This is a genomic window from Comamonas testosteroni (genome assembly GCF_014076415.1).
GTDB classification, from domain to species: Bacteria; Pseudomonadota; Gammaproteobacteria; order Burkholderiales; family Burkholderiaceae_C; genus Comamonas; species Comamonas testosteroni_F.
Genome location: NZ_CP043568.1, coordinates 4,033,741 through 4,048,605 on the forward strand (window position 1 = coordinate 4,033,741; position 14,865 = coordinate 4,048,605).

12 protein-coding genes and 5 tRNA genes are annotated in these 14,865 nt (G+C 61.4%); 13 read left to right on the forward strand and 4 right to left on the reverse strand.

Features of this window, described 5'->3' with window-relative positions; all coding sequences use genetic code 11:
- Positions 1-36 precede the first annotated feature (36 nt).
- A complete protein-coding gene (mnmC, locus tag F0P97_RS18600) occupies positions 37-1,983 on the forward strand; it encodes an FAD-dependent 5-carboxymethylaminomethyl-2-thiouridine(34) oxidoreductase MnmC (RefSeq protein ID WP_182287248.1) in 1,947 nt (648 codons plus the stop codon).
- 80 nt (positions 1,984-2,063) lie between these two features.
- Here the strand turns inward: mnmC and F0P97_RS18605 are convergent, their stop codons facing one another.
- Positions 2,064-3,383, reverse strand: coding sequence for a hemolysin family protein (locus F0P97_RS18605; RefSeq protein WP_182283464.1), 1,320 nt, complete (start codon positions 3,381-3,383; stop codon positions 2,064-2,066).
- Positions 3,384-3,667: 284 nt separating this feature from the next.
- On the opposite strand from F0P97_RS18605, the gene F0P97_RS18610 reads away from it, so the two are divergent.
- The 7 genes from F0P97_RS18610 (at position 3,668) to F0P97_RS18640 (ending at position 10,746) form a co-directional block, all read left to right on the forward strand.
- Complete coding sequence (locus F0P97_RS18610; RefSeq protein ID WP_182283465.1) at positions 3,668-5,452, forward strand: nitrite/sulfite reductase; 1,785 nt, start codon at positions 3,668-3,670, stop codon at positions 5,450-5,452.
- Between the two features lie 24 nt (positions 5,453-5,476).
- A complete protein-coding gene (locus tag F0P97_RS18615; RefSeq protein WP_182283466.1) occupies positions 5,477-5,863 on the forward strand; it encodes a DUF934 domain-containing protein in 387 nt (128 codons plus the stop codon).
- Positions 5,860-6,507 (forward strand): phosphoadenosine phosphosulfate reductase family protein, encoded by a 648-nt coding sequence (locus tag F0P97_RS18620; protein WP_182283467.1) that lies wholly within the window; start codon positions 5,860-5,862, stop codon positions 6,505-6,507. Before F0P97_RS18615 ends, F0P97_RS18620 begins: the two co-directional genes overlap by 4 nt.
- Positions 6,508-6,699: 192 nt before the next feature.
- A complete protein-coding gene (gene cysD, locus F0P97_RS18625) occupies positions 6,700-7,632 on the forward strand; it encodes a sulfate adenylyltransferase subunit CysD (RefSeq protein WP_182283468.1) in 933 nt (310 codons plus the stop codon).
- Positions 7,633-7,793: 161 nt separating this feature from the next.
- Positions 7,794-9,167, forward strand: coding sequence for a sulfate adenylyltransferase subunit 1 (locus F0P97_RS18630; protein ID WP_182283469.1), 1,374 nt, complete (start codon positions 7,794-7,796; stop codon positions 9,165-9,167).
- Between the two features lie 145 nt (positions 9,168-9,312).
- Entirely contained in the window at positions 9,313-9,642 is a 330-nt protein-coding gene (gene fdxA / locus F0P97_RS18635; protein WP_003053491.1) for a ferredoxin FdxA, read from the forward strand.
- Between the two features lie 36 nt (positions 9,643-9,678).
- Complete coding sequence (locus F0P97_RS18640; RefSeq protein WP_182283470.1) at positions 9,679-10,746, forward strand: NAD(P)/FAD-dependent oxidoreductase; 1,068 nt, start codon at positions 9,679-9,681, stop codon at positions 10,744-10,746.
- Positions 10,747-10,882: 136 nt separating this feature from the next.
- Here F0P97_RS18640 and F0P97_RS18645 read toward each other — a convergent pair whose 3' ends face one another.
- Positions 10,883-12,373: a nucleobase:cation symporter-2 family protein gene (locus tag F0P97_RS18645; protein WP_182283471.1), complete on the reverse strand. Its 1,491-nt coding sequence runs from the start codon at positions 12,371-12,373 to the stop codon at positions 10,883-10,885.
- Between the two features lie 529 nt (positions 12,374-12,902).
- Positions 12,903-13,442, reverse strand: coding sequence for a peptide deformylase (gene def, locus F0P97_RS18650; RefSeq protein WP_182283472.1), 540 nt, complete (start codon positions 13,440-13,442; stop codon positions 12,903-12,905).
- A gap of 180 nt (positions 13,443-13,622) precedes the next feature.
- Between def and F0P97_RS18655 the strand changes: the two genes are divergently transcribed.
- From F0P97_RS18655 to F0P97_RS18675, 5 genes are all read left to right on the forward strand, one after another.
- Positions 13,623-13,698, forward strand: a tRNA-Asn gene (locus F0P97_RS18655).
- A gap of 45 nt (positions 13,699-13,743) precedes the next feature.
- Positions 13,744-13,819, forward strand: a tRNA-Asn gene (locus F0P97_RS18660).
- A 47-nt stretch (positions 13,820-13,866) separates the two neighbouring features.
- A tRNA-Asn gene (locus F0P97_RS18665) sits at positions 13,867-13,942 on the forward strand.
- Between the two features lie 47 nt (positions 13,943-13,989).
- Positions 13,990-14,065, forward strand: a tRNA-Asn gene (locus tag F0P97_RS18670).
- A gap of 47 nt (positions 14,066-14,112) precedes the next feature.
- Positions 14,113-14,188, forward strand: a tRNA-Asn gene (locus F0P97_RS18675).
- 46 nt (positions 14,189-14,234) lie between these two features.
- On the opposite strand, the gene F0P97_RS18680 is transcribed toward F0P97_RS18675, so the two are convergent.
- Complete coding sequence (locus F0P97_RS18680) at positions 14,235-14,549, reverse strand: hypothetical protein (RefSeq protein ID WP_003080190.1); 315 nt, start codon at positions 14,547-14,549, stop codon at positions 14,235-14,237.
- Positions 14,550-14,865 lie beyond the last annotated feature (316 nt).

Consider the following 14,865-nt stretch of genomic DNA (forward strand, 5'->3'; position numbering starts at 1 on the left):
GTAGTTTCACTTTCCATGTCTGAACCCATCACATGGATGCCGGATGGCACCCCCTACAACACCCGATTTGGCGATCGCTATCACAGCGAGCTGGGCGGCCTTGACCAGGCCCGCCAGGTTTTTCTCGGTGGCTGCGAGCTGCCAGCCGCCTGGGCTGATACAGCGCAGTGGCGCATTCTGGAAACCGGCTTTGGCTTCGGACTGAACTTCCTCGTCACCTGGTCGGCATGGAAAGCCGACCCCAGACGCCCGCGCATTCTGCATTTTGTCTCGGTGGAGGCCTACCCTGTCTCGCGCGAGGATCTGCTCGCGTTTTTGCCGGCCGATGAGGAGCTGCGCCCGCTTGGCGAACAGCTGGCCGAGCAATGGTGGGGACTGCTGCCCGGCGTGCATCGCCTCTCGTTTGACGACGGCCAGGTGCTGCTGACGCTCTATATAGGCGATGCCAGGACCATGCTGCGCAAGCAGCAAATGACGGCGGACAGCGTGTATCTGGATGGCTTCTCTCCCCAGCTCAACCCCGAGATGTGGGATGAAGATGCCATGAAGAACATTGCCCGCCATTGCCGCCGGGGCACGCAGCTTGCCACCTGGTGCGTGGCCGGCCATGTGCGCCAGGCGCTCAAGGCCCAGGGTTTCGAAGTCAAGAAGCACGCTGGCGTGCCGCCCAAGCGCCATAACCTGCATGCAGCCTACAACCCGGCATGGGAGCCGCGCCATCGCCCGGACGGCCTGCCTGCGCCCGTGGGCCAGGCCGGCCACTGCCTGGTGCTGGGTGCGGGCCTGGCGGGTGCTGCCGCTGCTGCCAGTCTGGCCAGGCGCGGCTGGGAAGTGACGGTGCTGGATGCGGCGGCCGAGCCTGCGGCAGGAGCTTCAGGCCTGCCAGCCGGCTTGTTTTGCCCGCATATTTCGCCCGATGACAGTGTTCTATCGCGCTTGTCCAGAAGTGGCGTACGCACAACGCTACAAAATCTGCAGCAACTGAGCCAAGCGCAAAAGTTGCATCCAGCACAGGACTGGGCCCATGGCGGCGTGCTCGAGCACGACCTGAACGAGCCCTCCCATCTGCCCAAGTCATGGCTGCAGCCCGGAAGCGAGACCTACCCCTGGGGCCTGCACTGGAGCGCGCCCGTGCAGCCGGCTCAGCTGGCTGCGGCCCATCTGCCCGCAGACAGTCAGGCCGTCTGGCATGAGCAGGCTGGCTGGGTGCGCCCCGCACAACTGGTGCGCGCGCTGCTGCAAGCCCCCGGTATTCATTGGCAAGGCCATGCCCGAGCTTCGCGCCTGGTGCGCGATGAAGTGCGCAATATCTGGCAGGTGCTGGATGCTCAGGGCCAGACCCTGGCCGAAGCCCCCATGCTGGTGCTGGCCCTGGGTCCGGACACCAAGCCCTTGTTGCAAGCCAGCGGCCTGGCAGCGGGGGAATGGGAGCTGCAAGCCATACGCGGCCAGGTCAGCGTGGCCGAGCATGATGCAGGGACGCTGGCGGCCATGCCGCCCTTCCCCGTCAACGGTCATGGCAATCTGGTGCCGGACTTCCCCTCGAGCGACCGGGCCGGCGCGCACCAGTGGATCATGGGATCGACCTTCGAGCGCGATGTGACCGAGCTGCCGCCCACCGCTGACGACCAGCAGGTCGCCCATGCCAGCAATGGCGAAAAACTGGCCGCTTTGCTGCCCGGCTGCAGGCAGGCGCTGCGCTCCTTCTTCGATGCTGACCAGCGACCCGCCACCTGGGCGCGCCTGCGTTGCGCGGCCTATGACCGTTTGCCGCTGGCAGGCCCGGCCGGGCAGTCGGCAGCCGATCTACCGGGCCTGTGGGTGCTGACGGGGCTGGGCTCACGCGGGCTGACGCTGTCCATGCTTTGCGGCGAGCTGTTGGCGGCACGCCTGCATGGCGAGCCGCTGCCGCTGGATGCCAGGCTGGCTCAGGCCCTGGGTACGCAGCGCCTGTGGAGTCGCTCCCTGCAGCAACCCAGGTAAGTAAGCCACTCGCAAAAAAAGCACGCAGCGCTTACGGAGAAATGCTGCGTGCCGTTTCGGGCCTGATTCTGAAGCCGGGTTTATTCGCTGCTTAACGATGCCACGGTGACCAGGGGCTCCAGTCTGGTCGCCAGCACCTTGTCCAGCGTCTTGCCGTCCATGTCCACGACTTCAAAGCGCCAGTCTTCCCACTCCACCACGTCGGCCTCGGTGGGCACGCGGCCCAGCAGCAGCATGATCATGCCGCTCAGGGTGTGATAGCGGCCGCGCTCTTCCTCGGGCACGGCATGCAGGCTCAGGCGGTCCTTGAGTTCGGGCACGGGAATATGGCCGTCCAGCAGCCAGCTGCCGTCTTCGCGCTGCACGGCCCAGCTGGTTTCAGGATCACGCGGCTGGAATTCGCCGGTAATCGCCTCGATCAGGTCCTGCAGCGTGACAATGCCCTGCACCTCGCCGTACTCGTCGATCACAAAGGCCATATGCAGATCGGAGGTGCGGAAGTTGTCCAGCAGCTCCATGCCGGTAATGGTCTCGGGCACATAGAGGGCAGCCTGCAGAGGCTGGTCCTTGAGCGCCTGCCTGCCCTTGTTGAGCAAGGCCTGCGTCAGCCACTGGCGGGCATTGAGCACGCCCACGATATTGTTCATATCGCCACGCACGACGGGGAAGCGCGCATGGTCGGCCTGTTCGACACGGGCCAGAGTCTCTTCCAGGCTCTCGTCGATATCGAGACAGATGACATCGCTGCGCGGCACCATCAGCGAGCCGATCTGGCGATCGTCCAGACGGAACACATTGCGCACCATGGTGTGCTCCTGCGACTCGATCACGCCGGCCGTGTGGCCTTCCACCAAAATGGCCTGAATTTCCTCTTCGGTCACCACGCTGCCATTGCTCTCCTTGACGCCCAGGACCTTGAGCAGGCCGCGCGTCGATGCCGACAGCAGCCAGACAAAGGGCTTGGTGGCCAGGGCCAGGAAGTTGATGGGGCGCGAGATCAGGCGCGCCAGGGCCTCTGGATGGGTCTGACCCAGGCGCTTGGGAACCAGCTCGCCCACGACGATGGAGAAGTAGGTGATCAGCACCACCACCAGGCCGGTGGAGAGGTAGTCGGCATATTTCTGGGTCATGCCCACGGTGATCAGCCAGTTCTCCAGCGGGCCGGCCAGAGCCGCCTCGCCGACAATGCCGTTGAGCACGCCGATGGAGGTGATACCGATCTGGATGGTGGAGAGGAAACGCGTCGGATCTTCTCCCAGTTTGATAGCAGCTGCCGCGCCGCTGTCGCCCTCATCCACCAGTTTCTGCATGCGGGTTTTGCGGGCGGTGACCAACGCAATTTCCGACATGGCGAAGACGCCGTTCAGACAGATGAGAGCGAAAAGTATGGCTATTTCCATAGTCAGGCACCCGCTTTCAATCCAGGCGCCTCAATCATTGAACAAGCCTTGATTCTAGAGAATGCCCGGCGCAGGGCCGCTCACAAAATGCAAGCGCGCAGAAAGGAAATTGGCTCAAGCGCTCCGTACGGGCGTTCTGGCAGCCCTTCACATATTCAATCAGATATATATGAAGCACTAAATAATCGTTTGTTTTTATATAAAGCCTCTCTACAGTTCTGACCAACGATCAAAGTGCAATGCCACCCGAGGCAAGGCATCCGCTCCACGGAAGAACTGAAGACATGTATCAATACACCGATTTCGACAAAGCGTTCGTCAAGCAACGCGCCGACCAGTTCCGTGACCAGCTCCAACGCTGGCAGGCAGGCAAGCTCACGGAAGACGACTTCCGCCCGCTGCGCCTGCAAAACGGCTGGTATGTGCAGCGCTATGCCCCCATGCTGCGCGTAGCCGTGCCCTACGGCGAGATCAACTCGGACCAGATCCGCGTGCTGGCCAAGGTGGCCCGTGAGTACGACGAGCCAGAGGCCGAAGTCTTCAAACAGGCTCTGGAAGGCCAGGGCAAGCTGGGCACGACCTATCTGCCCAAGAACTGCGCCCACTTCACCACCCGCACCAATGTGCAGTTCAACTGGATTCCGCTGAGCAAGTCCGCCGATGTGATGGATCTGCTGGCATCGGTGAACCTGCACGGCATCCAGACCAGCGGCAACTGCATCCGCAACACCACCACCGATGCGCTGGCCGGTATCGCACCCGACGAGATCATCGACCCCCGTCCCTACGCAGAAATTCTGCGTCAGTGGACCACGCTGCATCCCGAGTTCGCGTTTCTGCCACGCAAGTTCAAGATCGCCATCACCGGCGCCAGCGAAGACCGCGCCGCCACAGGCTGGCATGACGTGGGCCTGCACATGGTCAAGAACGAAGCCGGCGAGATCGGCTTCAAGGTCTTCGTGGGTGGCGGCATGGGCCGCACGCCCGTGATCGGCACCGTGATCCGCGAGTTCCTGCCCTGGAACCAGATCATGAATTACATCGAGGCCATCGTCCGCGTCTACAACGAGCTGGGCCGCCGCGACAACAAGTACAAGGCCCGCATCAAGATTCTGGTCAAGGCCGAAGGCCAGGCCTATATCGATGCCGTGGAAGAGGAATTCCGCCAGATCGTCGAAGTGGACGGCGGCCCTCACACCGTGCCCCAGGCCGAGTTCGATCGCGTGTCTGCCATGTTCACCACGCCCGCCCTGCCCGTGGTGGTCGATGCTGCAGCCGATGAGCAGGCCCTGATTGCCCAGACCGCCAAGGAACCCGCCTTTGCACGCTGGATTGCCCGCAACGTCCACGCCCACCGCGTGGCCGGTCTGCGCGCCGTGACCCTGTCCTTCAAGCGTGTGGGCCAGGCCCCCGGCGATGCACAAAGCGAACAGCTCGATGCACTGGCTCACCTGGTGGACAAGTTTTCCGCCGGTGAAGCCCGCGTGACGCACGACCAGAACGTGATGCTGCCCTGGGTGCAGGTCGGCCAGCTGCATGCGCTGTGGACCGAGGCCAAGGCCCTGGGCCTGGCCAGCACCAATGTGGCGCTGCTCACCGACATGATCGCCTGCCCCGGCGGTGACTTCTGCGCGTTGGCCAATGCCCGCAGCCTGCCGATTGCCGACGCCATCACGGCCCGCTACCAGGATCTGGACGAGCTGGACGACATCGGCGAGATCGATCTGCATATCAGCGGTTGCATCAACAGCTGCGGCCACCACCACAGCGGCCATATCGGCATCCTGGGCGTGGATAAGGACGGCAAGGAGTGGTACCAGGTCACGCTGGGCGGCTCCGACGGCTCGACCCTGTCCGGCCCGGCCGTGGCCGGCAAGGTCATCGGCCCCTCGTTCAGTGCAGCCGAAGTGCCCGATGTGATCGAAGCCGTGCTCAGCACCTATCGCGACCTGCGCCAGCCCGGAGAGCACTTCATCGACGCCGTGCGCCGCATCGGCCTAGACCCCTTCAAGGAGGCCGGCAAGGCAGCCCGCCACCCTGTGGAAGCCGAAGAAGAAGCGCTGGCCTGAAGCCATAAGAACAAGGATAGAGTCATGAAAATTCTGGCAAGCAACGAATACCAGGCCCCCACCGAAAGCACCGGCAATGTGCTGGTGCTGGCCAACGATGTGAACGCCCTCGAGGTGAATCTGGACGGCATCACGCAGGTGGATCTGCATTTCCCCAACTTCACCGATGGCCGTGCCTTCAGCCAGGCCTATCTGCTGCGCCGCCGTCTGAAGTTTGCGGGCGACATCCGCGCCACCGGCGATGTGCTGATCGACCAGCTGGTTCAAATGGAGCGCACGGGCTTCAGCAGCGCCGTGCTGCGCGAAGGCGTGGACGCCGCCGATGCCCAGCGCCAGTTCGAGCGCTTTGGCGGTTTCTACCAGGCCGATGCCGTGCACACACAGCCCCATTTCGCAGAGGTGCAAGCATGAGCCAGCTCGCCCCCGTCAGCACCAACGACCTGGATCTGGCACAGATCAATGCCGAGCTGGGCCGCGACGCCCAGGCGCTGGTGAACTGGGCCGTGGGCCTGGGTCAGCCCGCCATAGTCACCACCAACTTCCGCCCCTTCGAGGCGGTGATCCTGCACATGGTGACGCGCGCCAACCCCGACGTGCCCGTGGTCTGGATGGACAACGGCTACAACACCGAAGCCACCTATCAGTTTGCCGATGCGGTGACCAAGCAGCTTGGGCTCAACCTCAAGATCTACCTGCCGCTGCGCTCACGCGCCCACCGCGAGGCCGTGGAAGGCGCCACGCCGGCGCTGGACAATCCGCGCCATGCAGCCTTCACAGAAGAAGTGAAGCTAGAGCCCTTTGCCCGCGCCCTGCGCGAAACCGCTCCCAAGGTCTGGTTCACCGCCCTGCGCGCCACCGACACCGCCGTGCGAGCACAGATGGAGCCCGTGAGCATCAATCCCGACGGTCTGATCAAGGTTGCACCTCTGCTGCACTGGTCGTCCAAGGAGCTGTACGAATACTGCGAAAAGCACGGCCTGCCCAACAACTTTGACTATGTGGACCCGACCAAGGGTGAAGACAACCGCGAATGCGGCCTTCATTTGAGTCACTGACGTGCTCCCCCTGAGCCGCTTTGCGGCTTCCCCCTCTCTCTTCGGGAGGGGGACGGCAGCCTCGCCGCAAGGCGGCTCTTGCTTGCTGCCCCTGGAATTGCAGCGCGCCCGTTTTGTAAGCCGTCGATTTAAAAAAGATAGCTGCTAGCCAAATATCCATAAGCGCTACAGCATTATTTGATTGGATAAAGAATGAACGCTCGTGTGGATACTTCCGTGTTGAGCCATCTCAGCAACCGCCACCTGGATGCACTGGAAGAAGAAACCATTTTCATCCTGCGCGAAGTGGCCGCCACTTTTGAACGCCCCACCCTGCTGTTTTCGGGCGGCAAGGATTCGCTGGTCATGCTGCGCTGCGCCGAAAAGGCCTTTGGCGCTGGCCGCATTCCCTATCCCTTGCTGATGATCGACACCGGCCACAACTTCCCCGAAGTGACCGATTTCCGTGACCAGCGAGCCAAGGAACTGGGCGCCGAGCTGATCGTGCGCAGCGTGGAAGACTCCATGGCGCGCGGCACCGTGCGTCTGGCACACCCCGGCGAATCGCGCAATGTGCACCAGTCGGTGACGCTGCTGGAGGCAATTGAAGAGTTCCGCTTTGATGCCCTGATCGGCGGCGCGCGCCGCGACGAGGAAAAGGCCCGCGCCAAGGAGCGTATCTTCAGTCACCGCGACAGCTTCGGCCAGTGGCAGCCCAAGGCCCAGCGCCCCGAGCTGTGGACGCTGTTCAACACCCGCATTGCACAGGGCGAGCATTTCCGCGTCTTCCCCATCAGCAACTGGACCGAGCTGGACGTGTGGCAGTACATCGCCCGTGAAAACATCGCCCTGCCATCGATCTACTACACCCACAAGCGCGATGTGGTTGAGCGCAAGGGCCTGCTGGTGCCCGTGACCGAACTGACCCCGCCGCGTGACGGCGAGGAAGTCGTGCAGCGCGATGTGCGCTTCCGTACCGTTGGCGACATCACCTGCACCTGCCCCGTGGAAAGCACGGCAGCAACCGCCGAAGACATCGTGATCGAAACCCTGGCTGCCGAGGTCAGCGAACGTGGCGCGACGCGCATGGACGACAAGACCAGCGAAGCGTCCATGGAAAAGCGCAAAAAAGACGGTTACTTCTAACGCTCCCCCTGTGGCGCTATCGCGCCTTCCCCCTCTCTCGTCAGGCTTCGCCTTAGGGAGGGGGACGACACCAGCGCTGCGGGACGGCCCTTGCGCGGTGTCCGGGGTTGGGCCATGCCTGTTCAAGGATCACGCCCAGGCTTGATCGAAGAAAGAATGCGATGACTGAAACTATTAATTCCGTAGCTGCTAGCGCAAACCCATCAAGCGCTTCAAGCCAATTTGATGCACATAACAGCAGCGCGCTGCGCTTTATCACCTGCGGCTCGGTCGATGACGGCAAGAGCACGCTGATCGGTCGTCTGCTGGTGGACACCCGCGCCGTGCTGCAGGATCAGCTGGCCGGCGTCACCAAGTCCGGCGAGACGGATCTGGCCCTGCTGACCGACGGCCTGGCCGCCGAGCGCGAGCAAGGCATCACGATCGATGTGGCCTACCGCTACTTCGCCACCGAGTCGCGCAAGTTCATCATCGGCGATGCTCCCGGTCACGAGCAGTACACACGCAATATGGTGACGGCCGCATCGAGCGCCGATGCCGCCGTGGTGCTGGTCGATGCCACCAAGCTGGACTGGAAGAACGCCGATCTGGAGCTGCTGCCCCAGACCCGCCGCCACAGCCTGCTGGCCCATCTGCTGCGCGTGAATTCGCTGGTGTTTGCCGTCAACAAGCTCGATGCCGTGCAGGATCCGGCCCTGGCCTTTGCCCATATCAGCGCGGCGCTGCAGAAGTTCACGGCCTCTGCGGACATCAAGATCACGGCCACCGTGCCCGTGTCCGCGCTCAAGGGCTACAACGTGGTCAGCAGCACTGACGGCTGGGCCGGCTACCACGGCCCGAGCCTGCTGCAACTGCTGGAGCAACTGCCCAACACGCCCACCGACAGCAATCTGGCGCTGGCCTTCCCCGTGCAGTGGGTGGAGAAGTTCTCTTCCTCGTCCGACACCAGCCAGGGCCGCCGCGTGTTCTGGGGCCGTGTCGCCACGGGCGTGGCCCGGGTCGGTGCCCAGGTGCAGATTCTGCCCAGTGGCCAGCTCGCGACCGTGGCCCAGGTCATCGACCATGCCCGCGCCCCCAAGGAAGTGGCTGCAGGCCTGTCCGCCGGCATCACGCTGGACCGCGAGGTCGATGTCTCGCGCGGCGACTGGATCATTGCCGCCCCCGTGCAAGCCGAAGTGGCCGAGGACGACTTTGATGCCCCTGCTGCCGCAAGCCCCTGGCCCAGCAGCCGCGAGATCACCGCCACCGTGGCCTGGATGGACACCGAACCCCTGGTGCCCGGTCGCGTCTACTGGGCGCTGCATGGCCATCGCTGGGTCAAGGCCAAGGCGCGCCGCTTGGTGCACCGCCTCAATATCAATACACTGGACAAGGAAGATGCCCAGCAGCTCGAGGCCAATGCCATCGGCCAGGTAGAGCTGGTGCTGCAGGAAGCCATTCCGGCCGCCCCCTTCACCCAAGCCCGCCAGCTGGGCTCGCTGATTCTGGTGGACACAGCCAGCAATGCAACCGCCGGTGCTGCGCTGGTGAACTGAAGCCCATGAAGACAGGGCCGCAACGGCGATCTGACCGTCAAACCAGATCTCCATACGGCCTTATCCAGCCAGGCACTGGCGCTGCGCGGGAAAAAACCTAAAATCACGGGGTTTTACCAATCCCCACCCAAGAAGAAGATTCTCAATGACTCACGTCGTTACCGAAAACTGCATCAAGTGCAAGTACACCGATTGCGTGGACGTTTGCCCCGTGGACTGCTTCCGTGAAGGCCCCAACTTTCTGGTGATCGATCCCGATGAATGCATTGACTGCGCCGTCTGCATTCCCGAGTGCCCGGCCAATGCCATCTTTGCCGAAGAAGATGTGCCTGCCGATCAACTGGCCTTCATCAAGCTGAACGTGGATCTGTCCCAGCTCAAGAGCTGGAAGAGCATCACCAAGCGCAAGGCTTCGCTGCCCGATGCCGACGAGTGGAATGGCAAGCCGAACAAAGTGGATTTGCTGGAGCGCTAAGCCAGTCTTGGCGCGGACTGCGCTACGCTTGCCGGCATGAGCCTGTCCAACGCAACGACCAACGCTTCCCTCTCACTACAACCCGCCGTGGAAACCGACGCCATCATCATTGGCGCAGGTCCGGCGGGTTTGTTTCAGGCCTTTCAGCTTGGCCTGCAGGGCATTCAAGCCCATTTGATCGATGCCCTGCCCCATGTGGGCGGCCAGTGCAGCCAGCTCTACGCACACAAGCCCATCTACGACATCCCCGGCATTCCCGTCTGCACGGGCCTGGAGTTGGTGCAACTGCTGGAGAAGCAGATCGCGCCCATGCAGGTGACCCGCCATCTGTCCCAGCAAGTACAGACCCTGCAGGCCCTTGAGGACGGGCGCTGGCAGCTCGGCACCGCGGCAGGGGCGCTGTTCCATACCCGCACCGTCTTCATCGCCGCAGGCGTCGGCGCGTTCGTGCCCAAGGCCCTCAAGACGCCAGGAGTGGATGGACTCAAACCAGGTCAGCTGCACTATCACCCGCAGCAGCTGGATATGGCTGCAGGCCGCCAGGCGCTGGTCTATGGCGGCGATGAGCAAGCCGTCGCAGCAGCCATTGACTGCAGTTCAAGCACGGCCCGAACCGTTCTCATGCACCGCCGTGACAGCTTCAATGCCGAGCCGGCACAACTGACCCGGCTTCAGCAGTTGCGCGAGTCTGGCGCTGTCGAAGTGCTGATCGGCCAGATCACCGGAGTGCGGCACGGCGATGGCCGACTGGAGGCCGTGCAATGGATGGACGGCGAAGGCAATGAACATCTGCAGCCTGTCGAACAGTTGCTGGTCTACCAGGGCATTTCACCCAAGCTGGGCCCTTTGACGGAATGGGGACTGGCCCTGGAGCGCAAACAACTGGCGGTGGATCCTGCAACGCTTGCCACCAGCGCCCCGGGGATTTATGCCATTGGCGACATCGTCAGCTACAGCGGCAAGAAACGGCTGATCCTCTGCGCCTTCCACGAGGCCACCATGGCCGCGTTTGCAGCCGCCGAATACCTGCAAGGCAGCAAGCCGTTGCTGGAATACACGACGACCAGCGCGCGCCTGCATGCCATCCTGGGCGTGTCTCACTGAAGAGCTGCCAGCGCCTTGCCTCGGACTCCTTGGAGTCTGCAGCTTCTGAGGCAGGCATAAAAAAACCGCCATCCCTCGGGATAGCGGTGTAAATCACGACGGGGTCAGACCCCACCGCGCGCACTTTGATCTCGTCTCAATGGCCATGTGCAGGCTTGACCGGAATGATGGGCACTTCCTTGCCTTCCTTGTCGTAGACCTTGCCACCTTCGACGCGGTCGCCATCGGCCAGGGCTTCCAGCACATGCTGGCTCAGGGCGCGGCCATAACCGGCTTCAAAGACGGAAGGCTGATCGGAATTGCCTTGCTTGAAGTGGTTGTAGAGCAGGTTCAGGGTCACGGCAACCAGGGCCGTTGCGCTGATGCCCGAGTGGAAGATCGTGGCAAACCATTCGGGGAACTGGTCGTAGAACTTGGGAGCTACCACCGGCAGCAGGCCCGCGCTCACCGAGGTGGCAACAATGATCAGATTCATGTTGTTGTTGTATTCCACCTTGGCCAGGGTACGGATGCCGCTGGCAGCCACGGTACCGAACAGCACCAGGCCGGCGCCGCCCAGCACGGAAGGAGGCACGCAGGCCACGATGCGGCCCATCACCGGCAGCACGCCAAACACGATCAGGATCAGACCGGAAAAAGCCACCACGAAGCGGCTCTTGATACCGGTCACGGCCACCAGACCCACATTCTGTGCAAAAGCGCTTTGCGTGAAGCCGCCAAAGATGGGTGCCACGATGCTGGAGAGCATGTCGGCGCGCAGACCATCACCCAGACGGCGACCGTCCACGGGGCTGTCCACGATTTCGCCCACGGCCAGCACGTCGGCCGAGGTTTCCACCAGGATCACCAGAATCACGATGAACATGGAAATGGTGGCTGCCATGTCGAAAGTGGGCCAGCCGAAATGCAAAGGTGTGGGCACCGCAAAGATGGGGCCGTTGAACACCTGCGAGAAATCGGCCTTGCCGATGAACACGGCCGTGATGGTGCCCACCACGATCGCCACCAGAATCGACAGGCGCGACAACATGGCATTGCCCAGCTTGCTGAACAGCAGCACCATGAACAGCGACAGACCGGCCAGACCGATATTGCCCATGCTGCCGTAATCGGCAGACTTGGCATTGCCACCCATGGCCCAATGCGCGGCTACCGGCATCAGCGACATGCCAATCACGGTGATTACGCAGCCATTGACCAGCGGCGGGAAGAATTTGGTGATGCGCGAGAACACCGGGGCAATGATCAGGCCCAGGATCGAGGAGTACATGACGGCACCCAGCACGCCAGCCATGCCGCCACCTGTGTGCAGAATGCTGACCATGGTGGCCACGCCTGCGAACGAAACGCCCTGAACCAGAGGCAGACGGCAGCCGAAGAAAGGAATGCCCAGCGTCTGCAGCAGGGTTGCCACACCGCCCATGAAGAGGCAGGCAGTCACCAGCAGACCGGCATCGGCAGCAGACATGCCAGCCGCTTCAGCCACAATCAGAGGCACCGCCACGATGCCGCCGTACATGGTCAACACATGTTGCAAGCCATACATGAGGTTGGCGGTGACGCCAAGATTCTCATCTTCGGGGCGCTTGACGGCCGCATCTCTGGATGCTCCGGTCTGATCGTTCATCTTTGTCTCCTAAATTACCTACTCACCAAGGCTCTAGAGGCCTTTCGCTCTGTCCGGTCGACTTGCAGCAACTCTTTCGGCAGCGATCTTTTCCGGTCGCCCCGGCGAGGCCTTGTGCTGCAGCCAGTCGCTCTTCTTCGAGAGCGATCCGACCTATAGAAAAGAGCAAACCACTCTTTCATTCACCCAAGTCAGTCTTTCAATCTCCTTTGATTGCGGGGCATCCGCCGGACGGACTATTCCATTACGCAATCAAAGCCATACCCAGAAGGGCATGAGTCGAGACTGTACGTTGCCAGGACACCAAAATTGTCTACAGTTTTGTATACAAAGTCCTGACCAGAACCTTTCCAAAGCAAAAAACAGCCTCATTGGCTGCGATCGGGCACTTGAAATTGATGCAGATCATGCCTATCGAGGCATTCATGCTCTCTATAAAGAACAAAAGGATGCAAGACACATTCCCAGTTGTGTCTTGCATCCAGCAGAGAAGAGAAAAGAGAGATCTGAAGCGCTTGTCAATGGCCGATCAGTCTTCCTCGGCCTGGGCGATGCCGGGAAACAGCACATCGGTATAGCCGAAACGACTGAAATCGCGCACCCTCATCGGATAGAGCTTGCCCCAGAGGTGGTCGCACTCATGCTGAACCACGCGCGCGTGAAAGCCCTCGACCGTGCGGTCAATCGGGTCGCCGTAGATATCAAAGCCGGTGTAGCGCACCTTGTTCCAGCGTGGCACCATGGCTCGCAGACCGGGAACAGACAGACAGCCTTCCCAATCCAGCTGCTCCTCTTCACCGATGGGTGTGACGACTGGATTGATCAGCACGGTGCGGGGCACTATGGGGGCATCCGGATAACGCGGGTTGGGCTCACCCGAGCCAAACACCACCATCTGCAAATCCTCACCGATCTGCGGCGCCGCCAGGCCGGCACCGTTGGCAGCATGCATGGTGTCCAGCAAATCCTTAAGGAGCAGATGCAGCGCATCCGTATCAAATTCAGTCACCGGCTTGGCAAGCCTCAGCAGACGGGGATCACCCATCTTCAAAATGGTACGTACAGTCATATATCAATACGGCGTGCAGCAACCACCGGGTCACCGCACTGTTCAATCATCAAAAGCATAGCGTCGCGACCAATCCACGTGAACGGTGCGGCCAGTTCGGGTATCAGGCACAGAGAATTTAATGAAATTGTGATGAACTTCCTGCGAGCTCATTTTTACACCCTATAATCTAGGTCTTCTTCCTCAATAGCTCAGTCGGTAGAGCGCCGGACTGTTAATCCGTAGGTCCCTGGTTCGAGCCCAGGTTGAGGAGCCAAGAATTTCGATGCTTTGCGGATATCAAAGCATCACACCGACATATTCCTCAATAGCTCAGTCGGTAGAGCGCCGGACTGTTAATCCGTAGGTCCCTGGTTCGAGCCCAGGTTGAGGAGCCAAAATTTAGTCGCCTTGCAATCGCTCAAGGCATGTCACACCGACACATTCCTCAATAGCTCAGTCGGTAGAGCGCCGGACTGTTAATCCGTAGGTCCCTGGTTCGAGCCCAGGTTGAGGAGCCAAAATTTAGTCGCCTTGCAATCGCTCAAGGCATGTCACACCGACACATTCCTCAATAGCTCAGTCGGTAGAGCGCCGGACTGTTAATCCGTAGGTCCCTGGTTCGAGCCCAGGTTGAGGAGCCAAAATTTAGTCGCCTTGCAATCGCTCAAGGCATGTCACACCGACACATTCCTCAATAGCTCAGTCGGTAGAGCGCCGGACTGTTAATCCGTAGGTCCCTGGTTCGAGCCCAGGTTGAGGAGCCATTCAAAAGCCTGTATGCAAACCATACAGGCTTTTTCTTTTATCTGCTCAGGCAGCTCTCACCACGCCCACCGAAGCACCCACGGGTGGCGCATCTACGGCGACGGCCTTGTGTGCAGAGTGAGGGACATAGGGATAGTGATGCGGCACCACGGGAACATGCTGCTCGCCCTGCTCCCAGGCTCGCAATTCATCCTCCAGTCGAGCAGCACGTTCGGCGTACATCTGAGCGGAGGACTGGTAGTACTCCGCCGCGATAGTGTGCTCCAGAACAGCCATGCGTGCCTCTTGCAGATAGGCACGCGTACGGCGGATATAGCGCGGTTCGGAACGTCCAAAACCGAAGATCTTGCCGAAAAACATGACCAACCTCCTTTTCCGGTAACAACGCAAATCCGTCACGACTCCTCAACCGATGGAGCAATGTTGCCAGCGTAATGTCTCCGGTTCAAGACATCTGTCCCACAGCAAGAGTTCGCCTCGTAGGAGGGGCACCCGCCACTTGCGGCCGCTCGCCCAAGGCCAGCTCCAGACAGGGCTTGAGACACTGCTTTCCAGTCACAAAGCCCAACTCAGGAATCAATCAGACACATTGTTCGGGTATTTCCGCCCCCATCGCCCGGCGAGCAAGGGCCTGCTTAGCGATTCAAGCGAGGGCAAGCCCACAGGACTCCCTCGC

Bases quoted from the DNA above. Each gene is read 5' to 3' on its own strand.
- mnmC (WP_182287248.1), top strand. From the start codon at position 37: ATGCCGGATGGCACCCCCTACAACACCCGATTTGGCGATCGCTATCAC.
- F0P97_RS18605 (WP_182283464.1), bottom strand. From the start codon at position 3,383: ATGGAAATAGCCATACTTTTCGCTCTCATCTGTCTGAACGGCGTCTTC.
- F0P97_RS18610 (WP_182283465.1), top strand. From the start codon at position 3,668: ATGTATCAATACACCGATTTCGACAAAGCGTTCGTCAAGCAACGCGCC.
- F0P97_RS18615 (WP_182283466.1), top strand. From the start codon at position 5,477: ATGAAAATTCTGGCAAGCAACGAATACCAGGCCCCCACCGAAAGCACC.
- F0P97_RS18620 (WP_182283467.1), top strand. From the start codon at position 5,860: ATGAGCCAGCTCGCCCCCGTCAGCACCAACGACCTGGATCTGGCACAG.
- cysD (WP_182283468.1), top strand. From the start codon at position 6,700: ATGAACGCTCGTGTGGATACTTCCGTGTTGAGCCATCTCAGCAACCGC.
- F0P97_RS18630 (WP_182283469.1), top strand. From the start codon at position 7,794: ATGACTGAAACTATTAATTCCGTAGCTGCTAGCGCAAACCCATCAAGC.
- fdxA (WP_003053491.1), top strand. From the start codon at position 9,313: ATGACTCACGTCGTTACCGAAAACTGCATCAAGTGCAAGTACACCGAT.
- F0P97_RS18640 (WP_182283470.1), top strand. From the start codon at position 9,679: ATGAGCCTGTCCAACGCAACGACCAACGCTTCCCTCTCACTACAACCC.
- F0P97_RS18645 (WP_182283471.1), bottom strand. From the start codon at position 12,373: ATGAACGATCAGACCGGAGCATCCAGAGATGCGGCCGTCAAGCGCCCC.
- def (WP_182283472.1), bottom strand. From the start codon at position 13,442: ATGACTGTACGTACCATTTTGAAGATGGGTGATCCCCGTCTGCTGAGG.
- F0P97_RS18680 (WP_003080190.1), bottom strand. From the start codon at position 14,549: ATGTTTTTCGGCAAGATCTTCGGTTTTGGACGTTCCGAACCGCGCTAT.